The 15166-nt window shown below is 65.8% G+C and carries 12 protein-coding genes; 4 read left to right on the forward strand and 8 right to left on the reverse strand.

The window, feature by feature from the left end; genetic code table 11:
- A partial coding sequence (locus tag ACE3UY_RS16960) for a glycosyltransferase family 39 protein (RefSeq protein WP_374688674.1) occupies positions 1 to 1523 on the reverse strand: 1523 nt, incomplete at its 3' end.
- A gap of 146 nt (positions 1524 to 1669) precedes the next feature.
- Here ACE3UY_RS16960 and ACE3UY_RS16965 point away from each other — a divergent pair.
- Complete coding sequence (locus tag ACE3UY_RS16965; RefSeq protein ID WP_374688675.1) at positions 1670 to 2731, forward strand: lysylphosphatidylglycerol synthase transmembrane domain-containing protein; 1062 nt, start codon at positions 1670 to 1672, stop codon at positions 2729 to 2731.
- A gap of 101 nt (positions 2732 to 2832) precedes the next feature.
- On the opposite strand, the gene ACE3UY_RS16970 is transcribed toward ACE3UY_RS16965, so the two are convergent.
- The 4 genes from ACE3UY_RS16970 to ACE3UY_RS16985 form a co-directional block, all read right to left on the reverse strand.
- Complete coding sequence (locus tag ACE3UY_RS16970) at positions 2833 to 4023, reverse strand: ArsA family ATPase (RefSeq protein ID WP_374688676.1); 1191 nt, start codon at positions 4021 to 4023, stop codon at positions 2833 to 2835.
- A gap of 81 nt (positions 4024 to 4104) precedes the next feature.
- Positions 4105 to 5868, reverse strand: a complete 1764-nt coding sequence (locus ACE3UY_RS16975; protein ID WP_374688677.1) for a nucleoside kinase — start codon at positions 5866 to 5868, stop codon at positions 4105 to 4107.
- Positions 5865 to 6845, reverse strand: coding sequence for a transglycosylase SLT domain-containing protein (locus ACE3UY_RS16980; protein WP_374688678.1), 981 nt, complete (start codon positions 6843 to 6845; stop codon positions 5865 to 5867). The genes ACE3UY_RS16975 and ACE3UY_RS16980 overlap by 4 nt, the downstream gene beginning before the upstream one ends.
- 43 nt (positions 6846 to 6888) lie before the next feature.
- Positions 6889 to 7443, reverse strand: coding sequence for a hypothetical protein (locus tag ACE3UY_RS16985; RefSeq protein WP_374688679.1), 555 nt, complete (start codon positions 7441 to 7443; stop codon positions 6889 to 6891).
- 290 nt (positions 7444 to 7733) lie between these two features.
- On the opposite strand from ACE3UY_RS16985, the gene ACE3UY_RS16990 reads away from it, so the two are divergent.
- From ACE3UY_RS16990 to ACE3UY_RS17000, 3 genes are all read left to right on the forward strand, one after another.
- Positions 7734 to 8273 carry a tetratricopeptide repeat protein gene (locus ACE3UY_RS16990; RefSeq protein WP_374688680.1) on the forward strand — a complete coding sequence of 180 codons (540 nt, stop codon included), beginning with the start codon at positions 7734 to 7736 and terminating at the stop codon, positions 8271 to 8273.
- 70 nt (positions 8274 to 8343) lie between these two features.
- Positions 8344 to 9978 carry a carboxyl transferase domain-containing protein gene (locus ACE3UY_RS16995; protein WP_374688681.1) on the forward strand — a complete coding sequence of 545 codons (1635 nt, stop codon included), beginning with the start codon at positions 8344 to 8346 and terminating at the stop codon, positions 9976 to 9978.
- 18 nt (positions 9979 to 9996) lie between these two features.
- The gene (locus tag ACE3UY_RS17000; RefSeq protein WP_374688682.1) at positions 9997 to 10821 is read left to right on the forward strand and encodes an alpha/beta fold hydrolase; all 825 of its coding nucleotides are present in this window, start codon (positions 9997 to 9999) and stop codon (positions 10819 to 10821) included.
- 51 nt (positions 10822 to 10872) lie between these two features.
- On the opposite strand, the gene ACE3UY_RS17005 is transcribed toward ACE3UY_RS17000, so the two are convergent.
- The 3 genes from ACE3UY_RS17005 to ACE3UY_RS17015 all read right to left on the reverse strand — a co-directional run.
- Positions 10873 to 13215 (reverse strand): cytochrome b N-terminal domain-containing protein, encoded by a 2343-nt coding sequence (locus tag ACE3UY_RS17005; RefSeq protein WP_374688683.1) that lies wholly within the window; start codon positions 13213 to 13215, stop codon positions 10873 to 10875.
- A gap of 154 nt (positions 13216 to 13369) precedes the next feature.
- Complete coding sequence (locus tag ACE3UY_RS17010; protein WP_374688684.1) at positions 13370 to 13798, reverse strand: c-type cytochrome; 429 nt, start codon at positions 13796 to 13798, stop codon at positions 13370 to 13372.
- Positions 13799 to 13860: 62 nt separating this feature from the next.
- Positions 13861 to 15166 (reverse strand): cbb3-type cytochrome c oxidase subunit I (locus ACE3UY_RS17015; protein ID WP_374688685.1); only part of this gene is annotated, 1306 nt, incomplete at its 5' end.

Consider the following 15166-nt stretch of genomic DNA (forward strand, 5'->3'; position numbering starts at 1 on the left):
GGCACGTCCCACCACAGGCGGAAGAACTGATCGCGGCCGACGCCGGGCAGCGGTTCGTAGGCCAGGCCGTAGTAGTCGGGGGCGGCCGAGCCGAACCAGCCGAGACGCACCGAGGATACACCGCGCTTGTCCATCCAGGTCTGTAAGCGCAGCAGGTCTTGTCCCCAATCGACATTGCTATCGGTCAGGACGCGGTAGCCATTGGCCGGGCCGCCGGCCAGTGGGTTGAAGTAGCTCAAGTAATGGGGATGTATCCACAGGGCGACGGCGATCAGGACAGCCACCCCGGCGGCGGCCACGTGCGTCGGGCTGAACCGGCCGGCCGAAAGACGATGGGGCCGCACCCGCCGCAACTCGGGCGCGGCCAGACCGCCAGCCAGCACCAGCAGGTAGGGCAGCGCCGGCAGCGCATGGCGGTAACCGATATTCAGCGCGCTGAGCATGGTCAGGGCGAAAAACGCGGCGGCGGCGACCAGCAGGAAGAGGGCGCGCCGCCGCGTCCGCGCGTCGCGCAACAGCAGGACGGCCGCGGCCAGGATGAGCCCGAGGACGACCAGCGGCGTCTTGACGGCGAAAGCCACCGGGAAGTAGGCCAGAAAGCCATCGTCGGAGAAGCGGCCGAGCAGGAATGACTGCGACCGGCCAGACCCGCCCAGCCGGGCGATCTGTTCCACGCCCCCCCAGAAAGTCGGCATAGGCCCTGACCAACGGTTGAGGCTCAGCAGTTCCGGGCCGGCGAACTGGAACGGCCCCCATTGGAAGCCGAAGATCGCCCAAACCACGACCAGTGCAGCCAGGCCGGCCAGCGCCAACTGCGCCAGGCGCCACAGCGCGGCCCATCCCGCGCGACGCGGCCCCGCCGGATAAAGCGGCAGAACGGCCAGGAGCACCCAGATCGGAGCGAAACCCAGCGCCGACAGCTTGCTGCCGAAGGCCAGACCGACGGCCAGCGCCGCCGCGCTCCACCGCCGCCAGTCCCAGCGTTCCGGCGTCTGCCAGAGCCGCCAGAGCGCGAAGGTCGCCAGGAAGGTGAAGAGGACGCCGCCCAGGTCGGTGGTGGCGTAGCGGCCATGGGCCAACAGGTTTGGCTCAAAGAGCAGCAGGCCCAGCGCCACCAGGCCGGCCGCGCCGCCCCACAGCCGCCGGGCGAAGCGGTAGCCGGTCAGGGCCAGCGCCATGCTCAGGAAGACGATGGGCAGGCGGGCCAGAAAGACGATGCGGGCCACGTCGTGGTTGTACTGCCAGAGGAAGAGGTCGGCGAATTCGTACCAGCCCTCGCGCCGCTCCCAACTGGCGTGATCGGTAGGCAGACGCAGTTCAGGCATGGTCAGCAGCGGTAGGACGCTCAGACTGTTGATGAGCGGCGGGTGTTCCAGGCTAAGGCGCGGGTCGCCGGTGCGCAGAAAGGCCAGGCCGCGGGCGATGTGGTTCTGCTCGTCCATCGTCGGGCTGTCGTCCACCAGGCTGTTGAGGGCGAGGAAGAAGAAAAGTAACAGCGCCGCGGCGGCGAGCCAGACGCGCATCCGGTTACGCCGGCCCGGCTCCGTGGGCCGCGAAGAGTCAGCCTGAGACATAGCGGTTCATTATAGCCAATGCGCGGGCATTGCCGAAGCAGGAAGTTCGTAGCCAGACAATTCATTGCCGTTCTTTGTCCCGGCCGAAGACGGCAATGAATTGCCTGACTACGAACGCAGAACTGCCAACGGGTGACGAAACGGCGGGGCTAGATTACAATTCGGCCCTGATGGAACCGGCCGCCCTCCCGCCCCAGCCCTCGGACGCCTCTCCCGCGCCGGCACGCCGGTCGCGCCGGCCGTTCCTGACCCTCCTCAAGATCGTCGTGACACTGGCCGGGTTGTGGCTGGTGCTGCGCGCGCTGGAGTTCAGCATCATCCTCGATGCGTTGCGCCAGGTCAGGCTGGCGTGGTTGGCCGTCGGCGCGGCGCTCATCGCGCTGAGCCTGGTCGTGCGGGCCTATCGCTGGCACCTTGTGTTGCACGGCGTCGGCTCCTCCATCCGCCTGGGGCGTCTGGTCGAACTTTACCTGGTTGGCAGTTTCTTCAACGCCTTCCTGCCCTCCGGCCTGGGCGGGGACGTGGTGCGCGCAGCCGAGGCGGCGCAAAACGTGGAGGCCAGCGTCGCCGTGGGCACAGTCCTGGTCGACCGGCTGAGCGGCCTGCTGGCCCTCTTCGCCATGGCCCTGGTGGCGCTCCCTTTTCGACCGGCCGGTTTTCCGAGCAACCTGGCGTGGATGATTGGCGCGGTCTGTGTCGTGGGTCTGATCGTGGGCTTCGTGCTCGTGGATGGCTCGCTGCTCCACGCTGTGACGCAGCGCCTGCCGTTTCTCCAACAACTCGGCGGCGGCTTTTTCGAGCGGCTGGCGCGAACGGTGGACAGTTGCCGCCGGCCGGCGTTGGCCGGGGCGCTGCTGGTCTCAGTCGTGTTCAACCTGATGCAGATCGGCTGGTGGGCGGCCACGGGGCGGGCGCTGGGGTTGAGCGTCCCCCTAGGCTACTACTTGCTCATCGTGCCCCTGATGTCGCTGGCCCTGCTCGTCCCCTCAATTGGCGGACTGGGTGTGCGCGAGAGCCTGGCGCCGCTGCTGTTTAGTGGGGCCGGCGTGGCGCCGGAGCAAGCGGTGGCGCTGACGCTGCTGGTGTTCGGCCTGGAGCGCGTCGCCAGCCTGCTCGGCGCGCCGGTCTATCTGTACGGGACGCTGCGGCGCTCGTAGTCAGGCAATTCATTGCCGTTCTTTATGTCAAGTAGAACGGCAGTGAATTGCCTGACTGCGAACGGCAGCACGGCGATGAATTGCCTGACTACAAACGGCTATCAGTTCGACACAGCCGGTTCCGCCTCTAGCGGCAGGAAGGTTATCTCCAGCATCCCATCTTGCAGACGTCCACCGCCGGTGCGCCGCTTGGCCAGCACGGTCGGCAGGATCAGTTCGCGCTTGAAGTTGCCAATGGTGATGAACAATTCATCCCCGCGCTTGCGCAGGCGCACGTCATCCCGGCCGACGAAGGGGATGGGCAGGCGCATCAGGTAGCCGCCATCAGGCGTCTCGACGATCTCCTGCAAGATGCCGCGGTAGAAGATCGCGCCTGGATCGCTAGGCCCGAAGCAGTCCATCGCCAGTTGCGACAGCGCTTCCAGCCCGACAACCTCGTGGGCGTAGTAGGGCGCGTACCAGATGGGCAGCGGCCGGAAGTTGTTCTCGATCAGTTCGATGTACTTGGCCTGAATGCCCTGCCGCTGGCGGTAGAAGTCGCTCTCCCCCGCCTCTTCAGGCAGGATGCGGTTGATGATGACGCTGTCCACCGGATAGTTGAACAGTCCCAGATAGCTGATCGCCCGCTCCGCCTCGCGCATGACCATCTTCTCGGGTTGCAACACCACGCGGTAGCTGCTGATGGATGGGTCGCTGAGCGTGGCGCGCAACTCGGCCGTGGCCGCATCGAGGGTGCTGACCGCTTCCAAAATCTCGGCCGGGCCTTGCAGGAGGCGGCCGGCGAAAGGCTTCAGCGCCCGCATGACGACGGTCGACTCCAGCCGGCTGACGTGGCCGGCATACCAGCGAAAGGTATCGGGCATCGTGAGCAGGCGGATCGTCTCGCCCGTCGGCGCGGCGTCGATGATGACACGCTCGAAGGCGCGCTCCTTGGCCTGCCGGTTGATGTGCAATAGGCTGACGATCTCGTCCATGCCCGGGAAGGCCGAGAGTTCGTCGGCCACCACGTTGCTAATGCCGGGGCCGGTCATTGCCTTGGAGACCAACGTTTGCAGCGTGCCCCAGTAGTTGTGGATGTCGGCGACAACGCTGATCTCCTGGCCCCACAGATTGTCGGCGATCTGCATCGGCGTCGCGCCGAGTGGAATGTCGAACGAGTCGGCCAGGCTGTGGGCGATGTCGGTGCTGGCGACCAGTGTCTTGTAGCCCAATTGGGCGCTGCGCAGCGCCGTGGCGGCGGCCACGGTCGTCTTGCCGACGCCGCCCTTTCCCAAATACAAAATAATGCGCATTACAATCTCCTTCAACAGGTAATACGTTCTGGGGTCAAGTGAGGTTGTACAGAGTATCCACGCGCCCACCCGGCTGGCGAGTTAGCCGGGCCGGTATGAGTAACTGGGATGGAACGTCTCCAGGAGCGAGCCGCCGATGAACTCGCGCAAGATGGAATCATGGGCGATAAATACAAGGTCTTCGGGCATGAGCGGCGCGAACCATTGCAGGAAGGCCAGCAGGCGGTTGGCTTCCAGGCGCTCCGGCGTGCCCGCCTCCACCTGGAGCAACAGCGGCTCGGCCATCGGCTTCAACGCCGACAACTCATAGACCAGCGCCGAATTGAAGAAGACATCGGCGCTGTTCTGGTAGGGGAAGATGTGGGTTTTCTCGCCGCGGCGGACGCTGCTCCAACGCCCAATCGTCGCCTGAGCCGAGTAACCACGGTGCGCGGCGTCGCGGACGATGCGGCGCAGCAGGCGCGTGTCGGTCGTCGGCACGCGATTGTGTTTATCCAGGTTGAGTTGCGTGAAAGCCGAGATGAAGATGCGGAAGGTGGCCGACTCCGGCAGACTGGCGGTCAGCCGCGGGTTCAGTCCGTGGATGCCCTCCACCAATACTACGTGATCCTTGCCAATGCGCAGCGGCGCGCCCTCCTCGCGGCGTCCCGTCTTGAAGTTGAAGCGCGGCAGCAATACCTCTTCCCCGGCCATCAGCCGGCGCATATCCTTTTGGAATAACTCGAGGTCAACCGCCTCCAACGCCTCGAAGTCATAATTGCCGCTGAGGTCGCGGGGGGTGTCTTCGCGGTTGAGGAAGTAGTCGTCCAGGCTGATGATGACGGGGTAAATGCCCTGGGACATGACGTGCAGCGCCAGTCGTTTGGCGAAGGTCGTCTTGCCGGCCGAAGTCGGGCCGGAGACGGCCACCAGCCGCACCGCCGGCTGCCGGTTGGCGATGGCGCGGGCGATGCTGGCGAGTTGGCGCTGGTGCAGCGCCTCGGCCACCAGCACGACCTCGCGGGCGCGCCCACTGGCGATGGCGTCGTTCAGCGAAGTCACGTTGCCCACGCCGACGATGGTCAGCCAATCCTTGTAAGTCTGGAAGATCTGGGCCAGCCGCGGCTCGTCCTCGAACGGCTGAAGGACGTTCGGCCAACTGCGGCGCGGGAATTGGAGGATGAAACCTTCGTTATAATGGCACAGGTCGAACAGATCGAGATAACCGGTGCGCGGAACCATGAAGCCATGGAAGTAGTCTCGCACGCCGTTGAGTTCGTACAGGGTCAGGTAGTCCTTGCGACGGCGGGCAAACAGGTCTACCTTCTCCAGATCGCCCTGCTCGCGGAAGAAGGCCAGCGCCTCATCAAGCCGCACGCGCACATTGACGATGGGCAGGTCGGCTTCCACCAGTTCGCGCATGCGCTGCCGCAGCGCGGCCAATTCGGCGTCGGTCAGCCGCCGGCCGTCGTTGCGCTCGCAATAGTAGCCGCCGAAGGGCATCGAGTGATGAATGGTGATGACCTGGCCAGGCAGGACCTCGGCCGCGGCGGCGATCATCAGGAAACTGAGCGACCTGCGGTAGATGCGGGAGCCGTCATTGGTCGCCATGGTCACAGGCGCCAGGTCGGCATCCTCTGTCAGCGGAAAGCAAAGCTCGCGCAACCGGCCGTTCATCAGCGAGGCGACGATGTGTCCCTCGGCCGCGGCGTTGGCCGACAGCCGGCTGCCCTGATTGGCCGCCAGGATGAACGCCTCCAGCGGCGTGCCGCGCAGCCCTTCCAGCACACGGCCGTCGGCGAAGCGCGCCTGCACGGTCGGCCGGAGTTCGGTGGGATAGACTAAGGGTATGTTATACTTCTTCATTCCTGCCGCTCCACGGCCGGACAATTAGAGGGCGAGAACCAGCGCGTGGCCATCTGCCCGCGCAGGCGGGTCAGGCTGGGCAGACAGGCCAACAGCACCCGCGGGTTGCCGGGCGCGTTGCGCGCGCTTTTCTCGCCCAGGCGCGCGCGCAACGCCCCTTCCAGTCCGCCGGCATAGGGGCTAACCGACTCCGTATCGCCCGGTTCGGACAGCCCAATGGGAACGGCATAGCCGCGAATGTAGAAAACGCGGCCCGACTGGTCGGCGTACGCATAGACGATGTGGGTGGTTGAAGACCGCAGGCGCGCAAAAGCCTGGAAGCCGGTCACAGATTTATCACCCAGAACCAGCAGCGATTCGGCCGGCACATTGCCGGCTTTGATCTCGACGGCGACCGTCCAGCGATTCGCCATCTGCGGCGACAGGCCGGCGCGCGTGATGAGGGCGCGACCGTAGCTATCCAGGACGCCAGCCGCGTACTCGCGCGGGATGCGGCCGTTGACGTGCTCCCAACCACTGTGGTAGGCGGCCAGGGCCGTGTAGAGATCGCCGCCGGACTGCTGGACTACATAGGACAGGATGGCCATGCCCCATCGCAGGTTGGCGACAGGCGACAACAACGCTTCGGAAGACGGCCGCCACTCCGCGTCTGACCCCATCGGCACGCCCATACCGCGCGCCCCGATCAAGCCGACCGCGCCCAGGTGGCTGATGGCCTGCTGCTGGCCGTCCCCCTCATGCCGGATGACGGCGGCGATGAAGTCGGGGTGGAAGCCATACGCCTCGGATAGCGCGCCGATGGTGGGCGACCAGCGCTGAATGGTGGGCGACCAGAAGGGAGACAGAACGGGCGGGTCAAGTGTCGTTGTGTTGGCGGCGACCGCGCCGGCCGGCGCGGCGGGCGCCAGGATGGTCAGGATGAGCAGGCAGACCACGACGAGCCACGCCTGGAACCCTCTCCGCTGTTTACCGCCCACTGCGCTCCCCCGACAAGTGGCCGAGAGCATTGCCGTCACCCCATCACTCCGATTCAGGTAATCTGTGGCTGATAAAGTCCAGCTCCAGTCCCTGCGGATCGGCCCGGCGGCCCACACGCCACCACGCCAGGCGCGCCCGGCGCAATGGCGGCTTCACGTCGTCCGGCGGCCCGGCCAGTTCGGGCCGCGCCACGGAGTCATCGGGCAATAGCACGGCCCGCAACAGGACGGCTGTCGCCGCCGGCGCGTCTTTGTCCGCGAAGGCATAAGTTGGATAGCGCCCAAACAGGTCTAAATCGCGCAAGAAGTATTGGGCGGGCTGGCCCTGTGGATCCAGCCCGAACACCTCGGCCCGCGGGAATTGCGGGCCGAACTCGCGAATCCAGCGGTATAACTCAAGCTTCTTCACCTCCGCGCCCCAATCATCGAGCAGCACAGAAGGCAGAATGTGAGCAGGGGCGTCGCCCGATGGCAACTGGGTGGCCAGCGCATAGGCCAGGTAAACAAACTGGTCTTCAGTCCCAGTCTCAAGCCACAGCGCCGCCCGTTCGCCATCGCGCAGCAAGATGCCCGGGACTCGTTGCCTGATGATCTTCACCTGCCCGCTCCCTTCAGGAGAAGAGGGACTGAACCGCGGATCGGAATTGCCCTGACGCCGCGTTGTCTATGACACTCAGTGCCCGCTCCATCACCGTCTAGTGTATCAGCCGCCCGACCAATTACAACCTCTTTTGTTGCCCATTCACCAAGCGGGGTCTATCATTCGGTTTGGTCACTGGCGGACGGTGGTCACCGGCAGACGGTGGCCCGCTCGCCGCCATTCAGCATCATTCCATACCAGACTATGCGGTTCGTGACCCGCCGCGAACCGCACCGCGAGGCGACATCATGGGCGATTCCCGTTTCCCCAGCACCGATTCCGACACCGACGAAGCCGCATTGCTGGCGGCGATAGAGGCGGCGCGTGCGCTGCGGCGCGACGATGAACTGGAAGCGTCGCAAGAACAGTTGTTGGCGCTGATGGAAGAGTACCCCGACCACCCACTCGTGCTCTTCGAGGTTGGCGGCTCTTACGACGTCATGGGTGAGGAGGAGATGGCTATCCCCTACTACCGGCGGGCCGTCGAGGCCGGGCTGGAGGGACGCGACCTGCACGAGTGCCTCATCTGCCTGGGCAGCACCCTGCGCGTCAGCGGCGAATACGAAGAGGCCGTGGAGGCGCTGGAGCGGGCCGTGGATGAGTTCCCGGAGCGCAACAGCGGCCGCGTGTTCCTGGCCCTGGCCCAGTACAGCAATGGCGACCCCGAACTGGCCATCAGCACGCTCCTCTCCGTCCTTCTCGAAACCACCGCCGATCAGGATATCCTGAGCTATGCCGACGCCCTCGATTACTATAAGGACAACCTCGACGAGACACTTGATGATTAGTTGCCAGTTGTCAGTTATCAGTTGCCAGTTGTCAGTTGTCAGCGGTCACTGACCACCAACCACCACTCCCATGTCCGAACTCGCCACTCACATTAACCTCAACAGCGCCGACTACCAGGCCAACTACGCCGCCAACAAGGCGTTGGCGGAGCAGCTGGCCGAACGGCAACAGCAAGTCGCCGTCGAACGGCCGCCGCGCGTGGTCGAGTTGCAGCGGCAGCGCGGCAAGCTCCTCGCCCGCGAGCGCATCGATGCCCTGCTGGACGCGGGCAGCCCCTTCCTGGAACTCTCCCCGCTGGCCGCCTGGGAGATGCACGACGGAGAAGCGCCCGGTGCCGGCATCGTCACCGGCATCGGCCGCGTCTCGGGCGTGGACTGCTTGATCATCGCCAATGACCCCACCGTCAAGGGCGGTACCTACTTCCCGGAGACGGTCAAGAAGCACCTCCGCGCCCAGACCGTGGCCGAGGAGAACCACCTGACGACCATTTACCTGGTGGACTCCGGCGGCGCGTTCCTGCATCTCCAGGCCGACGTCTTCCCCGACCGCGAGCATTTCGGCCGCATCTTCTACAACATGGCGCGGATGTCGGGCAAGGGCATCACCCAAATCGCCGCCGTCCTCGGCTCTTGCACAGCCGGCGGGGCCTACATCCCGGCCATGGCCGACGAGACGGTCATCGTCCGGGGCAACGGCACCATCTTCCTGGCCGGCCCGCCCCTGGTCAAGGCCGCCACTGGCGAACAGGTCACCGCCGAGGAGTTGGGCGGCGGCGACGTGCATACCCGGCTCAGCGGCGTGGCCGACCACCTGGCCGAGAGCGAGCCGGAGGCGCTGGACAAGGTGCGCGACATCGTCAGCCATCTGCGCGCGCGGCACCAGATCAGGCCACGCTCCCTGCCGTTGCCCATGGAGGCTCCGGAAGAACCCCTCTACCCGGCCGACGAGCTATACGGCGTCATTCCCGCCGACCCACGGCAGATGGTTGACGTGCGCGAGGTGATCGCCCGCCTGGTGGACGGTTCGCGCCTGAGCGAATTCAAGGCCCGCTTCGGCGCCACCATCGTCTGCGGCTTTGCCACGCTCATGGGCATCCCCGTCGGCATCGTCGCCAACAACGGGCTGCTATTCAGCGAGTCGGCGCTGAAGGCGACGCATTTCATCCAGTTGTGCGGCCAACGGGGCACGCCGCTGCTCTTCATGCAGAACATCGCCGGCTTCATGGTCGGCAAGCAGTACGAGAACGAGGGTATCGCCAAACACGGGGCCAAGATGGTCATGGCCGTCAGCAACGTCAACGTGCCGCGCATCACCCTGCTGCACGGCGTCAGCCACGGCGCGGGCAACTACGGCATGAGCGGCCGCGCCTACGATCCCCGTTTCCTCTTCTCCTGGCCCAACAGCCGCATCAGCGTCATGAGCGGCGATTCAGCCGCCGACACGCTGTGGATGGTGGGCAAGAAGCAGTATTTCCACCAGATCGACGAACCGACCGAGAGTGAGTTGCGCCTGGCCGAGGAGAAGTTCAAGCGGCCCATCCTGAATCAGTACAGCCGCGAGAGCGACCCCTATTTCGCCACCGCCCGTCTATGGGATGATGGCATCCTCGACCCGGTTAAGACGCGCATGGCCCTGGCCCTGGCCTTCGCCGCCACCGCCAACGCGCCGCTGCCGGAGGACAATTACGGAACGTTCCGGATGTAAAACGAGTCGCAGGATAGCATGAGCAGACGGTACCAGGACATTGCCACAGGCGTGAGATTGTCGTTTCTCGACATCGCACCCGAACTGAATGAGCGTGCGGGTTCGGCCGGCGAGAACGCCCCGCTGCTGCTGATCCACGGCTTCACCGGCACGGCCGAGACGGACATGGGGCTGCTCATCGACGAGTTCCGCGGCGAGCGCCGCCTCATCGCGCCCGACCTGCGCGGCTATGGGGCCAGTCGCCCGCCTAACCGCGACTTCCCCCCCGATTTCTACCAGCGCGACGCGGCCGATCTGGCGGCGCTGCTCGACGCCCTCCGGCCGGGGCCGGTGGTCGTGCTCGGCTTCAGCGATGGCGCGGAGGCAGCCGTCCTGCTGGCGGCCACGCGGCCCGACCTGGTGCGCGGCGTCGTCGCCTGGGGCGTGTCTGGGGTCATCTCGCCCGAAGAGGTGGCGTCGGTCGAGCGCTGGCTGCCCGTGTCGGCCTGGGGACCGGAAAGGGAGACGTGGAAGGGGCAGATCATCGAACGGCACGGCGCGGAACAGTTCGAGCCGCTCATCACCGGCTGGGTGGCCGCGGCCCGCGCCATCCGCGACCGCGGCGGCAACATCTGCCTCGAACAGGCGGCTAACATCACCTGCCCCGTGCTGCTTATTAACGGCGATGGCGAAGTGGGCAATACGGTGCGCGACGTGCAAGCGTTGGCAGCGCGCATCCCCAACGGCCAACTTGTGTTCGTCCCCGCCAGCGACCACCCCATCCAGCGCGACCAGCCGGAGAGGCTCATCCACCTGATTCGCGACTTCCTGAATAGGGCCCAGGTTCCAGGGGCCAGGGGCTAGGGAAGGGCGCGCTTCCCTGGCCCCTAATCCCTAGTCCCTAACCCGTATCCCCTACTGCGCGCACGGCTGGGCGCGCGCGGGCAAGTCGGAGGGGCGACAGGGAACGGGCGCGTCGATGCGCAGCGAGGGATAGGCGATCTCCCCTTCGCCAAGCGACAGCGGGCTGTCGTGCAGGATGTGCCGGATACCGGTCTGCTCCCCCGTCAGTTGCAGGAACACATCATACGTTCCCGGCGTCAGCGTTACCTCGTGGAAGAACGGCAAGCGATCCTCCACCGCAGCGCCGGCGATTTCGGCGGCCTCAAAGGAGCGGCGGAACTTTTCCTCACCATCAATCCACAGTTGTAGCAGGTAAGCGTCGTCGCTCACTTGCCCCGCGGTCAGGCGGCCGAACGTCGCCCCGATGTCGGCCGTGACCAGTTGCACGGTCGCCGGCCGGCCGGCGTTGACCCGCAACGGCAAATCGGTCAGCAAAACCTGGACGAGCAAGACAAGGCCCAGCAGAGCCACAGCCGGCGCGAACGACCGCCACGAGAAGTCACGTCCGAGGCGGCGGGTGGTCGGGTAGTCGGGCGCGCCATCATCCGCCGGCGGGATCGCCTGTTGCAGACCGACGGCGAACGCATCGGGTGGAACCCACGCCGCCGTAATGGGCGCGTCAATATAGGGGCGTCGCAGCCGGGGCATTCGTTCCCGCAGCAGGCGGTGCGACTCCCACAGGTTCCCCTCGCGGTTGGCGCAGTCGTCGGGCGGGCAGCCGATGAGCCGCACGCTGCGCGCGCCCGCGTCCAGCGTCCGGCCGATCAAGTCGGCCGGCGCGGTTCCGATACACGGCAGGGCGATGTAGACCGTGGCCTCTTCAGCCTGTCGCTCGCCGGACAGGAACGGCCGCGCGCCGTGGGCCGCGTGGCGCTCGCACGTGAACACCACCCGCGCCCCACCCGTCCCCAGTCGCGCCGCCACCAACCCCCACAGCGCCTCTGGCGTGGACTCTCTCGGCAAGCTGTCGGCCCCTCCTACGATTGCTGTTGCGAGCGGGATGCGTTCGATCTCCGCTGCGCCCCTGCCCCCCCGCTCCCCCGCTCTTCCCACCAACCCCACCGCTGCCACATCGCACGACCCAACACAAATCCCGCACCCCACACAGCGGTCGAGGTGCTCCACCGCGACGTACTTGTGCGGCCGGCCGTCATCGCGTTCCACCATCTCCAGCGCCCCATAGGGACAATCGAGGGCGCAGCGGGTGCAGCCGGTACAGCGTTCGGGCAGGATGCGCACACGTGGGCCAGCCGTGTGGGCCGGCGGAAAGCGTGTGGGCTGCTCATCGGGTCGCGCCCGCACCCGGCGGCTCAACCACGGCAACGCCGCCGTAGCCGCCGTCACCGCCAGCAGGCCCGCCCACAGCCAGCGCGCGCCCGGAAAGGGCAAAAAGAACAGGAAGATGGGGTCGAACGAGATCGCCGCCGGCAGGCGGTCCAGGTCGGCCTGCGCCAACATGCCGGCCGGGAAGACCAGCGCCCCCACCAGCAGCACCACGCCCACACCTACCACCCAGTGCAGCGGCGGCAGCCACTTCGGCCGCCGCAGCCGGACGATGTGCAGGTAGAACGAGCCGATGGCGACCAGGAACAACACGACGTGGGCGGCCAGAATGAGCAGGAAGAAGACCCAACTCGCGCCGCGCTCCCCCGCGCCCGTCAGATAGACCATGAAGGCCGGCGTCCAGGAGGTCAGCGCCTCGAGCGCGCCGCGAAAGGTATCGGTAATCAGCAGGGCGCGCTCATCCCAGATGAGCCAATAGCCGGTCACGCCCGCCAGCCAGAGCACGAGGGTCATGGCTATCCCCGTCACCCAGGCCAGCCAGCGCGGCCCGCGGAATTTCTCCAGGAACAGCGTCCGGTAGGCGTGCAGCAGCGTCACGATCACCACCGCGCCGGACGCATACCGGTGGATAGCCCGTATGGTGCGGGCGATGAACTGCGACTCCATGCGCGCCACCGCGTCGTAAGAGGCGTCGTAGCCGTACTGGAAGAAGAGGAAGAGATAGACCCCCGTAAAGCCGACAATCAAGAGCAGCAGAAAAGCCAGCGTCCCGGTATGGTACAGCGGGTTGTAGTGGGCGCTGGTCACCCGGTTCACCAACCGCTCGGCGGCCAGGGCGACCCGCTCCAGGGCCACTGACCACCGGCCGCGGCGCGGTCGCCAGGCGTCAAACCCGGCCAGCGCCTCGGGCGCAGGCGCGGCGACGTTGAACCAGTTGGGATGGTGTGTGGCCTCAACCCCGGCTGACGTGCCCGTCCAGTTCGCCGGCACGCCGCCTAACTCATCGGGGCTAGTGGGCGCGCCCGCGTCGCTGGTAGGCGGCAGCGACTCCTGAGGGGGGATGGTGGTCATGGTCGGTGGCGCTCAGCCTGTGAAGCTGAGCGACGGGCGGCGATGGGCGGACCGAGTGTCGTGAAATGGGCTACGGATTCGGACGGAAGATACGGATGATAATCCGTCTTGTCCGTCCTCATCCGTAGCCATTCTTAGAGAGGCGTAGCGCTGACTACTTCAGCGTCAAGGTGTAAGCCACCAGGTCGTCGATCTGCTCCTCGGTCAAGTCCTGAGCGTAGTTCTGATACATCACGCCTTCGGTGAAACCCTCAACGATGTGCGCGTTGGGGTTCACGATGGACTCACGGATGTACTGCTCGGCCGTCTGACCGGCCACGCGGGTTTCGGCGCGCGTGGCCAGACCGGCCTGCGACGGGCCAACGATGACCACGTCTGGCTCCAGCGAGTGGCAGGTAATACAACCGGGCGCGTTGTTGGCCCCGATGGTGGCCTGGGAGAAGAGGGTTTCTCCATTCTCCACGTTGCCGACCGGCGTAGGCCCGCCTTCTCCAGACCCACCCGTATCCCCGCCCCCGCCGCAAGCGACTAGGGCCACCAAGGCCAGGCTGAGAAGCGTGAAAAGTAGAACTTTCTTGAACATATGTACCTCCTCGTACATGTAAGACATGGGTAGGGGCGGGTTTGCAACCCGCCCTACCCCTATCATCGAATTTGCACGCCAGGTGCGTTCATATTCAGGTTGGCGATCATGCCAACCAGCACGGGGCCGTAGGCGATCAGGATCAGCAGCACGGTAGTGACCAACCACGGCCGCCAGCTGTCGAGCCAGCCGGGCGTCTCGTACTCAGGATGGAGCGGCTCGGCCACAGGCATCTGGATAGGTGTCTCCAGCCGCCTGCGCGAGAGAGCCGTCGCCAGCATGTTGCCGAAGAACAACAGTCCACTAATGCCCAGGATGATGCCGCCGATGGCCGCCTCAATCTGCAAGGGGTTCCAGGCGGGATCGACGTAGGGCGCCGCGCCCAGGGCCGAGCGCCGCGGCACGCCGAAGTTGAGGCCCAGGATGTGCAGGCCATTGGACATCAGCAGCATGCCGACGAACCACGTCCAGGCCTGCCACAACGCCGCCTTGCGGCTGGCCAGCGGCTTGCCCGACAGCGCCGGGACGAGCCAGTAAGCGATACCAAAGAAGGTCAGCGTGGTGGCCGACCCGACCGTGAGATGAAAATGCCCCGGGACCCAGATGGTATTGTGCACCGCCAGATTCAGGTTGTACGACGCATTGGTCAGGCCGCCGATACCGCCGAAGACGAACAGGATCATCGCCAGATTCTGCGCGGCATACGACGGATCGCCCCAGGGCAGCTTGGGGATCCAGCCCAGCAATCCCTTGCCGCCGCGCGCGCGGCCGGCCGTCTCCAGCGAAGCGGCGACGGTGAACGCCGTGGCCACGCTGGGCAGGAACAACGAGTAGGTCAACACGGCATGGACGACCTTCCAGCCGTTGGGCACGCCGGGATCGACGAATTGGTGATGCAACCCGACCGGGATGGACAGCACCAGGAAGAGCCAGAAGACCAGACGGGCCAACTGCTCGCTGAACAGCTTGCCGCCGGCCTGCTTCGGCAGCATGCCGTACCAGGAGACGTAGGCCGGCAACAGCCAGAAGTAGACCAACGGATGGCCGGTGAACCAGAAGAAGGTGCGGGCCAACTGGGGATCAGTTCCCTCAGTCCAGCCGAGAATCCAGGGGATGATCAACACCAGAATCTCGATCGCCACCCCCAGCGTGGCGATCTGCCACATGACCATCGTGATGATCGACGCCAGGGCGATGAACGGCGTTTTCTGCCCGGGGTTCTCCTTACGCCATTGCCAATAAGTCATGTAGTAGCCCAAACCGGCCACCCATGAGCCTACCACCACCAGCACCAGGCCCAGGTAGAAAAAGACGCTGGCCTTCATCGGTGGGTAGAACGTGTAGAGCACCGAGGCCAGGTTGGTGAGA

It is taken from the genome of Promineifilum sp. (SeqCode) (genome assembly GCF_041918635.1).
Classification (GTDB): domain Bacteria; phylum Chloroflexota; class Anaerolineae; order Promineifilales; family Promineifilaceae; genus Promineifilum.

Bases quoted from the DNA above. Each gene is read 5' to 3' on its own strand.
- ACE3UY_RS16965 (WP_374688675.1), top strand. From the start codon at position 1,670: ATGAATTGCCTGACTACGAACGCAGAACTGCCAACGGGTGACGAAACG.
- ACE3UY_RS16970 (WP_374688676.1), bottom strand. From the start codon at position 4,023: ATGCGCATTATTTTGTATTTGGGAAAGGGCGGCGTCGGCAAGACGACC.
- ACE3UY_RS16975 (WP_374688677.1), bottom strand. From the start codon at position 5,868: ATGAAGAAGTATAACATACCCTTAGTCTATCCCACCGAACTCCGGCCG.
- ACE3UY_RS16990 (WP_374688680.1), top strand. From the start codon at position 7,734: ATGGGCGATTCCCGTTTCCCCAGCACCGATTCCGACACCGACGAAGCC.
- ACE3UY_RS16995 (WP_374688681.1), top strand. From the start codon at position 8,344: ATGTCCGAACTCGCCACTCACATTAACCTCAACAGCGCCGACTACCAG.
- ACE3UY_RS17000 (WP_374688682.1), top strand. From the start codon at position 9,997: ATGAGCAGACGGTACCAGGACATTGCCACAGGCGTGAGATTGTCGTTT.
- ACE3UY_RS17005 (WP_374688683.1), bottom strand. From the start codon at position 13,215: ATGACCACCATCCCCCCTCAGGAGTCGCTGCCGCCTACCAGCGACGCG.
- ACE3UY_RS17010 (WP_374688684.1), bottom strand. From the start codon at position 13,798: ATGTTCAAGAAAGTTCTACTTTTCACGCTTCTCAGCCTGGCCTTGGTG.